13 protein-coding genes and 1 pseudogene are annotated in these 10549 nt (G+C 70.3%); 4 read left to right on the forward strand and 10 right to left on the reverse strand.

All coding sequences use genetic code 11. From position 1 onward, the window contains the following. Window positions 1-113: 113 nt before the first annotated feature. From gvpJ to Mth01_RS27005, 6 genes are all read right to left on the reverse strand, one after another. Window positions 114-527: a gas vesicle protein GvpJ gene (gene gvpJ / locus Mth01_RS26980; RefSeq protein WP_204018774.1), complete on the reverse strand. Its 414-nt coding sequence runs from the start codon at window positions 525-527 to the stop codon at window positions 114-116. Beyond that, complete coding sequence (locus Mth01_RS26985) at window positions 524-1714, reverse strand: SRPBCC family protein (RefSeq protein WP_204018775.1); 1191 nt, start codon at window positions 1712-1714, stop codon at window positions 524-526. Before Mth01_RS26985 ends, gvpJ begins: the two co-directional genes overlap by 4 nt. 5 nt (window positions 1715-1719) lie before the next feature. Next, window positions 1720-2217 carry a hypothetical protein gene (locus tag Mth01_RS26990; RefSeq protein ID WP_204018776.1) on the reverse strand — a complete coding sequence of 166 codons (498 nt, stop codon included), beginning with the start codon at window positions 2215-2217 and terminating at the stop codon, window positions 1720-1722. A 259-nt stretch (window positions 2218-2476) separates the two neighbouring features. After that, window positions 2477-2854, reverse strand: a complete 378-nt coding sequence (locus Mth01_RS26995) for a DUF488 domain-containing protein (protein ID WP_204018777.1) — start codon at window positions 2852-2854, stop codon at window positions 2477-2479. An 18-nt stretch (window positions 2855-2872) separates the two neighbouring features. Then, on the reverse strand, window positions 2873-3853 hold the full coding sequence (locus tag Mth01_RS27000) for a ZIP family transporter (protein WP_204018778.1): 981 nt from the start codon (window positions 3851-3853) through the stop codon (window positions 2873-2875). 40 nt (window positions 3854-3893) lie between these two features. Then, window positions 3894-4496, reverse strand: a complete 603-nt coding sequence (locus tag Mth01_RS27005; protein WP_204018787.1) for a DivIVA domain-containing protein — start codon at window positions 4494-4496, stop codon at window positions 3894-3896. Window positions 4497-4673: 177 nt separating this feature from the next. Here Mth01_RS27005 and Mth01_RS27010 point away from each other — a divergent pair, with 177 nt between their 5' ends. Both Mth01_RS27010 and Mth01_RS27015 read left to right on the forward strand, forming a co-directional pair. Then, complete coding sequence (locus Mth01_RS27010) at window positions 4674-5051, forward strand: ArsR/SmtB family transcription factor (RefSeq protein ID WP_204018779.1); 378 nt, start codon at window positions 4674-4676, stop codon at window positions 5049-5051. Further along, window positions 5044-6021 (forward strand): cation diffusion facilitator family transporter, encoded by a 978-nt coding sequence (locus Mth01_RS27015; protein WP_204018780.1) that lies wholly within the window; start codon window positions 5044-5046, stop codon window positions 6019-6021. Before Mth01_RS27010 ends, Mth01_RS27015 begins: the two co-directional genes overlap by 8 nt. A 91-nt stretch (window positions 6022-6112) precedes the next feature. Here Mth01_RS27015 and Mth01_RS27020 read toward each other — a convergent pair whose 3' ends face one another. From Mth01_RS27020 to Mth01_RS27030, 3 genes are read right to left on the reverse strand one after another with little or no spacing between them, the layout of a single operon-like run. After that, on the reverse strand, window positions 6113-6484 hold the full coding sequence (locus Mth01_RS27020; protein WP_204018781.1) for a PepSY domain-containing protein: 372 nt from the start codon (window positions 6482-6484) through the stop codon (window positions 6113-6115). Window positions 6485-6519: 35 nt separating this feature from the next. Beyond that, window positions 6520-7785: a sensor histidine kinase gene (locus Mth01_RS27025; protein WP_204018782.1), complete on the reverse strand. Its 1266-nt coding sequence runs from the start codon at window positions 7783-7785 to the stop codon at window positions 6520-6522. Continuing rightward, window positions 7782-8462, reverse strand: a complete 681-nt coding sequence (locus Mth01_RS27030; protein ID WP_204018783.1) for a response regulator transcription factor — start codon at window positions 8460-8462, stop codon at window positions 7782-7784. The genes Mth01_RS27025 and Mth01_RS27030 overlap by 4 nt, the downstream gene beginning before the upstream one ends. 94 nt (window positions 8463-8556) lie before the next feature. On the opposite strand from Mth01_RS27030, the gene Mth01_RS27035 reads away from it, so the two are divergent. Beyond that, entirely contained in the window at window positions 8557-9087 is a 531-nt protein-coding gene (locus Mth01_RS27035) for a hypothetical protein (RefSeq protein WP_204018784.1), read from the forward strand. Between the two features lie 163 nt (window positions 9088-9250). On the opposite strand, the gene Mth01_RS27040 is transcribed toward Mth01_RS27035, so the two are convergent. Beyond that, entirely contained in the window at window positions 9251-9616 is a 366-nt protein-coding gene (locus Mth01_RS27040; protein WP_204018785.1) for a hypothetical protein, read from the reverse strand. A gap of 25 nt (window positions 9617-9641) precedes the next feature. Here Mth01_RS27040 and Mth01_RS27045 point away from each other — a divergent pair. Further along, window positions 9642-10549, forward strand: a pseudogene (locus Mth01_RS27045) (hypothetical protein); the annotation flags it as partial.

The following is a 10549-nucleotide window of genomic DNA, read 5'->3' on the forward strand; positions in this document are numbered from 1 at the left end:
CGGCGGTTCGGGACTCGGCGGTTCGAGACTCGGTTGCTCGGGACGCGGTTGCTCGGGGCGCCGCTCCCGATGACGCCCTGGCCCGACCCGACATTTCGGTGTGGCCCGACATCTCAGCTCCCTTCCCGTCGGCGGCGCGGACGAGACGCCGGTTGGCCCTGCTCCGTGTGCCCGGAGACGAAGTCCTGCAGTCTTTCTCCGGCCGCCTCGAGCACGCCCTTGGCTACTCCCTTCGACTTGCCCCGCGCCACCCCCTCGGTCATGCCGCTCAGGAATTCCGGCAGGGTGTCCTGCGTCTGCGAGAGATCCAGCCGGTTCACGGCCTCCGCGAATCGAAGGTAGGTGTCCACGCTCGCGACGACGATGCGTGCGTCGATGGTCAGGATCTCGATGCCCACGAGCGATACCCGGACGTAGGCGTCGATGACGAGGCCCTTGTCCAGAATCGTGTCGATAACGTCTGCCAGGCCGGACCCGGATGGTCGACCGGGTAGGCCGCCGCCTCCGGACGGAACGGCTACGGTCATGCGTTTCTCCTCCTCGCTCTCGTCTCCGCCATCGGCCGGCGGCGCCGTACCGGCCGTTCCATGGGCTCGCCGGCCCGGCGGGAACCGTCGGCCGGGACGCGGGCGTACTCACGGGCCTCTCGGGTGCCGCGCGTTTCCGCCACCTCCTCCGCTTCGACCTCGGCTCCCGGCTCAACCTGGGCTCCCGGCTCAACCTGGGCTCCCCGCTCAACCTGGGCTCCCGGCTCGGCTCCCGCTTCGGCGGGTACGCGGCGCCGCCTTCCACCCTCCGGGACCTCGCGCCCCTCGAGCTCCCGCTCTTCGCGCAGCGCGGTCTCGTGGTCCTTGACCACTCGGCTCTCGTGGATCTCGCCCCGCCAGCCCTCGATCTCCTCGGGGTGCAGCAGGGACTGCGTCATGACATGCCGCCTGAAGTGCTTGAACTCCAGCCGGGCCCGGCGGCCCTGGGCACGCCACAGATTCCCGATGCCCTCGAACAGCCCCTGGCGGTGATATTCCAGGACCAGCAGGACGCGGGTCATGCCGGGCGAGAGTTCGTGGAAGGTCACCGCGCCGTCCACGTACCCCTTCGGCCCCTTGGAACGCCAGATGATCCGGCTGTCGGGGATCTGCTCGGTGATCGTGGACTCCCACGTGCGGTGCGACCACCAGATCTGGGCCTTCCAGCCCAGCTTCTCGTCGGACTTCTGCTCGACCGATTCGACCTTCTTCATGAAGGACGGGAAATCCTCGAAGCGGGTCCACTGGTCATAGACCAGTCGCAGCGGAGCGCCGATGTCGAGCGCCTCCACGATGTTGGTGACCTTCAGCTTCTTGCCCTTGCCGCCTTTGCCCGTGCCGCCGCCGAAGAGACCTTTGATCTTCTCCTTGGCGTACGCGCCGAGCGCAGCCCGTATGGGGTGGCTCCCACCACCACCGCTCCCGCCGGTGAACGCCTGGGCCACCGAGGCGAGCAGCCCCGTCCCACGGCCCGTAACCGCGCCGAACAGGCCGGACTCGCCGTCCACGCCGTGCTCGACGTAGTCGGTCAGCCGGCCCGCCATTCCGTCGACCTTGTCGGTCACCGACGAGAGCGCCCGCTCCGCCACCGCCGTCGCCAGGTTCCGCACCTCCTGGCCGAGCCTGCGCGTCGGCAGCTCGTGAACCGCCGTCTTACCCGCGGTCGTCTCCCTCAACTGCTCGGACATCACGCTCACCTCCGACGGAAGACCGGCCGCGACGGGCGCTGGATGCGCGGCTTCGGCCGTTCCTCGGCTTCGAACTCCTCAGGCTCCTCCTCTTCGTACGGCTCCTCCTCGAAGTCCTCCTCTTCCGCGTAGTCCTCTTCTTCGGGCTCGGCGGCCTCCGGAGCGGGCCGGCGGGTGGGGACCTTGGGGCGCCGGAGGGCCTCGGCGCGCTCGTGCAGCTTGTCGCTCAGCGAGTCGATCTGCTTGCTGGTCGCGGCCGCCACCGCGGCCTTGCCGATGTCCAGCAGATCGCCGCGGACCCGCTCGCTGATCTTGCCGAGCTCGGGTGAGGTGCCACCGAGGATCTTGGTGCCCTGTTGGAGGAGACCGCCCCCGGCCCCCTCCCCCCGAAGACGGTTCGCCAGGATGGCCAGCGCGAGTACGGCCACCAAGCCCAGCTTGTGGCGCCGCCCGAGGTAATAGCCCGCGAGGACGGCCAGGGCCACCTTCAGTCCGTCTTTCATGAGCGCGCCTCCTCGTGGACATCGCCGCTGGCCTGCCGTACGTGATCCCGGACAAACCGGATGCATGCCCTAGAAGGTGAGATAGAAACGCAAATCTGCACATAACGGACCACTCGCCGACCAAGTCGTGTTCTCGCGTTCCCGCGAGCAGGCGGCGATCAAAGAGCCCGCCGCGAACCGCCGACATCAGGCGGTACAGCCACGGGACACCACCCAGCGCCCCACCTCAGGAGCGCGGTCGATAGGGCGGCGGTACGGCTCAGGCGGTCGGCGCGGAGAGCATCTCGGCGAGGACGGCGGCGTTGCTGCGCGCGACGTCCTTCGTCGCGGTCAGCAACGTCACCGGTCCCTGTTCCCGCAGTGAACGAAGCCGATCGAGGGCCGCCTGCCGGGCGGGGTCGGTCGGTTCATCGGCCAACTCGGCGAGGTAACGGTGCCGGAACTCGCCGAACCTCTCCGGCACGTGGCCGTACCAGGCACGCAGCTCCGATGACGGCGCGACATCCTTGAGCCACTCGTCCAGGTGCGCCGCCTCCTTGCGCAGGCCGCGTGGCCAGATGCGGTCCACCAGCACGCGCGCCCCGTCCTCCGGCATCGGATCGTCATACACCCGGCGTACGGCGACGGACGATGACATGCGCCTCATCCCCCAGATTCAGGTAGGGCCTGCGTCCACGTAATCATGCCCCGCATCTCGGCTGTTCCCCGTCATTCCGAGAATTCCCTGAAGCTTCTCGTGGTTCCGGAGGTCGTGTGCCGTGGCCAGCAGGACACCGATGGCGGTCGCCACGATGACCGCGATGGCCACCTGACGCTTGGAGAGGCGTCCGCTCCGCCGGGTGCCGGCGGCGAGTCTCAGGCCGACGAACGAGGTTCTGAGCAGGACCCCCATGACCATGCCGAGCAGGACGGGCACCAGCTTGTCGGGCAGCGGGCTGAAGGTGGCGGACAGGACACCCACGGCCGGGCTGACGCACGCCACGACCAGCCACGGCGTGAGGCGCTGCCGGGCGATGTCCAGCAGCGCGGCCAGTGCCAGCCCCTCACTCGCCGAATGGACCGCCAGCGCGACGACGACCACCGCGGACGCGGTCAGCGCCAGGGTCGCCCCCTCGATCCCGCGGTGCAAGGTGAGTGCCGCCGCCGTTCCCAGGCCGCCGAACAGCGCGGCGTCGACCGCCGCCCCGACCCGGCGGTGCCGGCCGGGAGCGTGCAGCCCGGCGGACCTGGCCGCCACCTGGTCATGAGCGTGGCTGTGCGCATCGCCGTGTGCGCCATTCGCATGGCCGTGTGGATGGCCGTATGGATGGCCGTGCGGATGGCCGCACCCCTTGCGGGTGAAGTAGGTGACGACGAGGAACCCGAACGCGGCGGCGAGTCCGAGCCACCACAGCGGGGTGCCGGCGCGTCGCGCCGCGAACCATGCGCCGGGGAGCAGGTCGACCAGGGCCGTGACCAGCATCACCGCCGACGCCACCGCCAGCCATACGGCGACGCGCCGCGAGTTGCGCCTGGCCAGCCACGCCCCCGCCAGGGTGGCGGCGCAGACGAGCAGCACGGCCGCCCAGGCCTCCCGGCCGGCGGGGCGTTCTTCCAGCACCGGCCCCACGGCCCGTGCCCAATCCGAAATAGGCATTGGTGAGACCTTCTTCATCGCTGTCCGACACGACCGGGGGTCAACCCTCCGGAAGCGCGGCGTCCGGTGACCCCGCGAACTGCATGGCCCCGGTTTCGCAGCCATCCGGGTCCTGGAGACCGTCGAGCAGGTTGTGCAGCCGGTTGAGTTGACCGTCCAGGCTCTCCTTCAACTGGTTGCCGAACCCGGCGACGAAGGCGTGCAGGCCCTCGATCCGCCGGTCCAGCGCCGCGTGGCGGCTGTCCCGGGTCTCCCGCTCCTGAAGGGCGGCCCGCTCCCGGGCGTCCGCGAGGATCGCCTGCGCCTCCTGATGGGCCATGGTGATCGTCCGGTCGGCCGCCTCCTGGACGATCTCCACGATGCGCACCGCGTTCTCCCCGGAGATCGGCGGCTCCTGCTGCGCCTGGGCCGTCCTGAGCTCTTCGTTCTCCCGCATGAGCCGGGTCAACGTGATCTCCACCAGGCCCAGGAACCTGTCAACTTCCGCCAGGTCGTAGCCCTCGCGCAGCCGGACGACGGTGAACACCTGGTTGCGCACCGCCGCCGGACTCAGGAATCCCGCCAGCGTGTAGGGCGGCCGTACGGATGGTTCGCCTTCCGCCACGTCCGCCGTGCCGTACCCCTGACCATGCCCCTGGCCCATCCGCCTCACCGACCTTTCCCCCTGCAGCCGCACCTTCGGACGGCTACCACTTTCAGTAGTTGTCCAATTACCTAGCGGATACACTCGTGATCAGCGCGCGACGGATTCTTTGCCTTCCCTTGAGGAAACAGGGGACTTATACTTCAACACATGAATAATCGTTCAACTGTTGTACCGATGCCTGCCGACTCGTGCGCGTCGACGGGGATCGACGCCGACCGGGTGGCCGAGATTCAGCGGTCCCTGCCATCGGATGAGACCGTGCAGGACCTGGCGCAGGTCTTCGGGCTGCTGGCCGACCCCGGGCGGCTCCGGCTCATCGCCGCGCTTCTGGAGGCCGGCGAGATGTGCGTGTGCGACCTCGCGGAGACGACCGGGCAGAGCATGTCCGCCGCGTCGCACGCGCTGCGCCTGTTGCGCGCCAACCGCGTGGTGAGGGTGCGCCGCGCCGGGCGAATGGCCTACTACCGGCTGGCGGACTCACACGTACGGATGCTCTTCGATCTGGCCATCACCCACATCGGCCACGGTGAAGGCGACCGCGGAGATGACTGACCGGGACAAGCACGCACACGGCCGCGGTCGCGGACATGGACATGGACACGGTCACGGACATGGCCACACGGTCGGTGCCGGGGCGGACCACCGCTATCTGACCGCCGCCCTCGTCCTGATCGTCGGTTTCATGGCGGTGGAGGTGACGGTCGGCGTCATCGCCCACTCGCTGGCGCTCATCTCCGACGCGGGTCACATGCTCACCGACGCGTTCGCCATCGTGTTCGCGATGATCGCGATCCGGATCGCGGTCAGGCCCCCGCGCGGCGGCTTCACCTACGGCCTCAAGCGCGCAGAGATCATCTCCGCACAGGTCAACGGCATCACGCTGCTCCTGCTCGGCGCCTATTTCTGCTACGCGGGAATCGGCCGGCTGATCGCACCCCCCGATGTCCAGGGCGGATACCTTGTGATCACGGGCATCGCCGGGGTGGCGGTGAACATCGCGGCGACCATGCTGCTCGGCAAGGCAGACCGCCGGAGCCTCAACGTGGAGGGCGCGTTCCAGCACGTCCTGAACGATCTATACGCCTTCATCGGCACCACGGTGGCGGGTCTCGTCATATGGCTCACCGGCTGGGGACGCGCCGACGCCATCGCCGCCCTGGTCGTGGCCGCCCTGATGCTCAAGGCCGGGTGGGGCCTGGTACGCGACTCGGGCCGCGTCTTCATGGAGGCGGCCCCCGCCGGCATGGATCCCGCCGAGATCGGACGGCGGGTCGCCGCCCTCGACCAGGTGACGGAGGTGCACGACCTGCACGTGTGGGAGGTCACCTCCGGTTACGCGGCGATGTCCGCCCACATCCTGGTCGCGCCGGGGGCCGACTGCCACGCCGTACGGCAGACCGTCGAGCGGCTGGTACGCGAGGAGTACGCGGTCGACCACACCACGTTCCAGGTCGACCATGCGGCTCCCGAGGTGTTCTCCATCGGCCGCCCCGAGCCGGGGACCGGTGACGCGCGACCGTGAGCCCCCATGGTCGTTTTTCAACGCTCGCATGGCGAGCACGGGCTGGTCCGGCTCAGCCGGACAGCCCGGTCGCGCACATGTTCACGCACGGTCAGTCGTCGTCCCATTCGCTCTCGAATTTGACGATCTTCCCGGTCGACCGGGAGACGTAGACCTCGTACTCCCGCTGTCCCTTGCGGAGCTCGACCTTCCATGTGCGGTGGCCGTGCTCCCGCTCACGCTCGACCTCGGTCACCCGGGCTCCAGGGACGCGCTTCTTGGCGATCTCGATCGCCTTCTCCCGGGAGACTCCGACGGCAGAGGCCGAGACCGCAGTGGTGGAGGCCGCAGTGGTGGAGGTGGTGGAGGTGGTGGTGGTCGCGGCGGCGGAGACGGCAGCGGTCCCGCCGCCGGCCAGCACCGTGGCCACCGTGATTCCCGCGAGTGCGATCCCCGTCGTCTTCCAGGCAGCTCTGTTTCTCATGCCGCCAGCATCACGCGGGTCGGACTAACGCCGTGCTAAGCCGTTCCTAGGTTCACGCGAACCTCGGCGCCTCCCATGGCCGAACGGCCGAGGGCGAGGGATCCGCCCGATGAGGCCGCGACCCGGCGGGCGATGTCCAGGCCCAGTCCCGTCGACCCGGCGCCGCTCTCCCCGCGCCGCGGCGGCCCCGCCGCGCCGAAGCCTGGCCCGGCATCGGACACGGTGAGGAGAACGGCGCCGTCCGTACGGCTCAGCCGTACCGAAAAGGCCGTTCCTTCGGGGGTGTGCGCGAAGATGTTGCCCAGCAGGGCGTCGACGCAGTCGGCGAGATCTTCGGTGGACACCGCCACGGTGAGCGGGCCGGGGATGAGGTCGAGCAGGACCGACCTGTCCTGATCCTCGGCAAGCACCGACCAGAACCTCACCCGGTCGGCGACCACGGCGGCGGCATCGCATTCGGCGCGCTCCCGTGATCGGCGCCGGACGCCATTGATCACGGCGGTGACGGCCCGTTCCAGCTCGTCCACCCGGGCCTCGATCCGGGCCGCCTCGTCCGGGTCCGCCAGGCACTCCGCCTCCAGACGCAGCCCGGTCAACGGCGTACGCAGGCGGTGGGACACGTCCGCCGCGTTCTCACGTTCCTCAGCGAGCAGGTCGGTGATGCGTCCGGCGAGGTGGTTGAGTGCCAGACCGGCCGCCCGGACCTCGGGAGGACCCTCCGGTGTCGCCCGGGCGGCGAGGTCCCCGGCGGCGAGCCGGTGGGAGACGCGCGCGAGAGCGGTGGTCGGCCGGACGATGGCGCGGGCCAGTCGGTCGGCGACCAGGATGCCGAGCGCCACCAGGGACACGCCAAGGATCAGCAGCACGGTCCAGGTCTCACGGACCCCACGGGTCAGGGCGGCGTCGGAGAGGAAGACGCGCACCACCGCGGTGCCGCCCGGCGCGCCGTGTACGGCCATCAGGATCACCTGGCCGCCGGGAGCCAGGGCGGAGACGCTCCGTCCCCGGGCCGCGAGATCCACCGCGGGGCTGCGGTCCGCCGGGGCGCCGAGCGTCCGGCCGTCGCCCAGGAAGACGGTCACCGGGTCGCCGGTCGACGCGCTCACCTGTTCCACGGTCAGCCGCAGGGCCTCCTCGTCGACGGAGCCGGCCGCCACCGCGACGGTCTCCGCCGCCCCGGTCGCCGCGTCGACGGCCTCGGACTCGGCCACCGACCGCACGAGCAGCGCCAGCGGCACCAGCAGGGACACGAGCACCAGCGACGTGGTCGCCCCGACCAGTGCGGCGAGCCAGCGCCTCACGACGGCGCGCTCAGGCGCACGCCGACGCCTCGGACCGTCTGGAGATAACGAGGCTCCTGGGCGCTCTCGCCGAGCTTGCGGCGTAGCCAGGAGAGATGGACGTCGACGGTCTTGTCGGCTCCGCCGTACGGCAGCTGCCAGACCTCGGTGAGCAGTTCGCGCTTGGTGACGACCTCCCCCGCCCGGGCCGCCAGATAGTGCAGCAGTTCGAACTCCCGCGGCGTGAGTTCCAGCGCTGTTCCGTCGAGGACGGCCTCCCGGGTACGCGGGTCGACCCGTAGTCCGCCGACGGTCACCGAGGTGTCGGCGGACCCGGTGCCCGTACGGCGCAGCACGGCCCGGATCCGCGCGTCGAGTTGGGCGGCGCTGTACGGTTTGACCACGTAGTCGTCCGCCCCCGCGTCCAGCAGGCGGATCATCTCGGCGTCGCCGTCCCGGGCGGTCGCCACGATCACCGGGACCCGGCTCACCGCCCGGAGCATGCGCAGCAGGTCGATGCCGTCCAGGTCGGGCAGGCCCAGGTCGAGCACGATGAGATCGGGGTGGTCGGACACGGCCGCGCGCAGGCCGTCCATCGCGATGTGGGCGGAGGAGACGGCATGACCGTGCTCCCGAAGGCCCCGGGTGAGGGTGGCGCGGATCGTGGCGTCGTCTTCGATGAGCAGCACGTGAGGCATTTGCCGTTACGGTAGCCCCGGTTCGAGGGCGGGGCCAGGTCCGTTATCGCGCTCTTAACCATCGTTTAGCGTGTGCGGTGGGAGAGTGGAAGGCGTGTTCGGACGTCTCGCGCTCGCGGTGACCGGTTGGCTCGTCGCCGCGGTCCTCGCCACGGGTGTCGGCGTCATGGTGATCGGCCTGTTCGGCGGTCCCCTCACGAGTTCCGTCAAGCGTCCGATGACGCCCGATGAGGTCCGTAACGCGCTCGCGCTGAGCCGGGACGTCAGGAACGCCCCGGGCTTCCCGGACCCCCCCGGCCCCCCGGCGCCCTCGGGTTCCACGACGCCATCGGATTCCACGACGCCCTCCGCTGTCCGTTCTTCCCCCGGGCCGAGTCCCGGTCAGGAAACCCGTTTCCGGTTGATCTCCACTGGCGGAGGGCATGTGATCGCCGGATGCGACGGCGGGCTCGCCCGGCTGCGGTCGTGGACCCCGGCCCAGGGGTTTCAGGCGGACGACGTCGAGTCCGGGCCGGACAACAGAGTCCGGGTGAAGTTCGAGTCGGACGAACCCGAGGTCGAGATCGAGGTTGAGGTGCGGTGCGTCGGCGGAGTGCCGAATGCCCGCGTGAGCGAACACGACTGAGCGAACAACGACTGAGCGAACCGGGGCCAAGCTCTGGAAGCCTCGACCTGCCGCCGTCTCGCGGTGGGCCCGGCAGGCGTCGGCGGCGCCCTCCACAGCGATCGAGATGGGCCCCGGCCATGGCCGGGGCCCATCTCGATCCGCTCCTTGCTGTTTCCACCCGTCAACCGGTCGTCGCGCACCGGGTGAACGGGCTGAAGGCCCAGCAGCCTGCCCGGTCAGCGGGCGGTGCGGTGGTCTTGGCCGCAGCCTTGACGGCAGACTCGCCGATGGGCGGGGCGAACGCCCAGTTCGGCGTGGCCGACGGGGAGGCCGGCCGGCCGGAGACCCACGCGCTTCGCGGGACGGTACGGCCCCGCCAGGGCGCGAGGGTCCAGCACTCGGCGGCTTCGCCGTACCCGCAGGCATCCGATGAGGAATCGGAGGCGAGCAGAGCCAGCACGTCGGGAACCTTCAGCGGTGGGATGGGCTGGACGTTGAGCGCGAGATCGGGCTGCGTCAGGTCCGGCGTCGGGAAGAGGGTGGGCATCGGAGGCACAGGTGCCTGGGACGGCGTGGGGGTGGTCGCCGGAGCGCTCGGTGTGGGATCCGGTGTGGCCGCACTCGTAGGAGTAGGAGTCGACCTCGGGATCGGCGACGGTGAGACTTCGCCCGACGGGCGCGGCCTCGGTGCCGGCGGTTTCACAGTCGGCTTCGCAGTCGGCTTCGCAGTCGGCTTCGCGGTCGGTTTCGCGGTCGGTTTCGCGGTCGGCTTGGTTGAGGGCTTCGGAGAAGGCTTGGCACTGGGGGTGGGACTCGGAGTCGAGCCAGGCGTGGGCGTAGGACTCGGAGAGGCCTCAGCACTGGGGGTGGGACTCGGAGACGGTTCAGCACTCGGAGAAGCCTCGGCGCTGGGAGTGGGGCTCGCAGAAGCCTCGGCACTGAGGGTGGGGGTTGGGGTGGGGCTCGGAGACGGTTCAGCACTCGCTGAAGCCTCGGCGCTCGGAGTGGGGGTCGGGCCGGGCGACGAGGTAGCCGCCGGATCGGCACTGGGCGACGCACTGGCGCTCGGCGCCGCACCGGCCGAGGCCGTGGGGCTCACTGTGGGCAATGGTGTTCCGCCGGGTGGCTCGTCAGGCTGGGAGGCGGGTGCGGAGGCGCTCTTCGACTCGTTCGGGGCTCCGTCTTCCCCCCGATCCGCCGACCGGGACCGCCACCCGTGTGGACCCCTGCGGTTGGCGGCGCCCGGTTGGGCGAGAGGCTTGGCGTGTCCGGAGTCGCCTGTGGTCGAATCCCGCGTGCTCGACCCGTCGTCACTGGAAGTGGAATCACCGTATGTCGAATCGCCGGGTGCGGACGGTGAGTCCGAGGCGGGCGACTGGTCGCCGTCGGCGTCCGCGGTCTCTCCCCCTTCCGTGCTCTCTTCGGCGTCCGCGGTCTCTCCCCCTTCCGTGCTCTCTTCGGCGTCCGCGGTCTCTCCCCC

The sequence above is a fragment of the Sphaerimonospora thailandensis genome (genome assembly GCF_016863115.1).
In the GTDB taxonomy this organism is placed as follows: domain Bacteria; phylum Actinomycetota; class Actinomycetes; order Streptosporangiales; family Streptosporangiaceae; genus Sphaerimonospora; species Sphaerimonospora cavernae.

Excerpts from the sequence above, each read along its gene's own strand:
- gvpJ (WP_204018774.1), bottom strand. The coding sequence starts at position 527 with ATGACCGTAGCCGTTCCGTCCGGAGGCGGCGGCCTACCCGGTCGACCA.
- Mth01_RS26985 (WP_204018775.1), bottom strand. The coding sequence starts at position 1,714 with ATGTCCGAGCAGTTGAGGGAGACGACCGCGGGTAAGACGGCGGTTCAC.
- Mth01_RS26990 (WP_204018776.1), bottom strand. The coding sequence starts at position 2,217 with ATGAAAGACGGACTGAAGGTGGCCCTGGCCGTCCTCGCGGGCTATTAC.
- Mth01_RS26995 (WP_204018777.1), bottom strand. The coding sequence starts at position 2,854 with ATGTCATCGTCCGTCGCCGTACGCCGGGTGTATGACGATCCGATGCCG.
- Mth01_RS27000 (WP_204018778.1), bottom strand. The coding sequence starts at position 3,853 with ATGCCTATTTCGGATTGGGCACGGGCCGTGGGGCCGGTGCTGGAAGAA.
- Mth01_RS27005 (WP_204018787.1), bottom strand. The coding sequence starts at position 4,496 with ATGGGCCAGGGGCATGGTCAGGGGTACGGCACGGCGGACGTGGCGGAA.
- Mth01_RS27010 (WP_204018779.1), top strand. The coding sequence starts at position 4,674 with ATGCCTGCCGACTCGTGCGCGTCGACGGGGATCGACGCCGACCGGGTG.
- Mth01_RS27015 (WP_204018780.1), top strand. The coding sequence starts at position 5,044 with ATGACTGACCGGGACAAGCACGCACACGGCCGCGGTCGCGGACATGGA.
- Mth01_RS27020 (WP_204018781.1), bottom strand. The coding sequence starts at position 6,484 with ATGAGAAACAGAGCTGCCTGGAAGACGACGGGGATCGCACTCGCGGGA.
- Mth01_RS27030 (WP_204018783.1), bottom strand. The coding sequence starts at position 8,462 with ATGCCTCACGTGCTGCTCATCGAAGACGACGCCACGATCCGCGCCACC.
- Mth01_RS27040 (WP_204018785.1), bottom strand. The coding sequence starts at position 9,616 with ATGCCCACCCTCTTCCCGACGCCGGACCTGACGCAGCCCGATCTCGCG.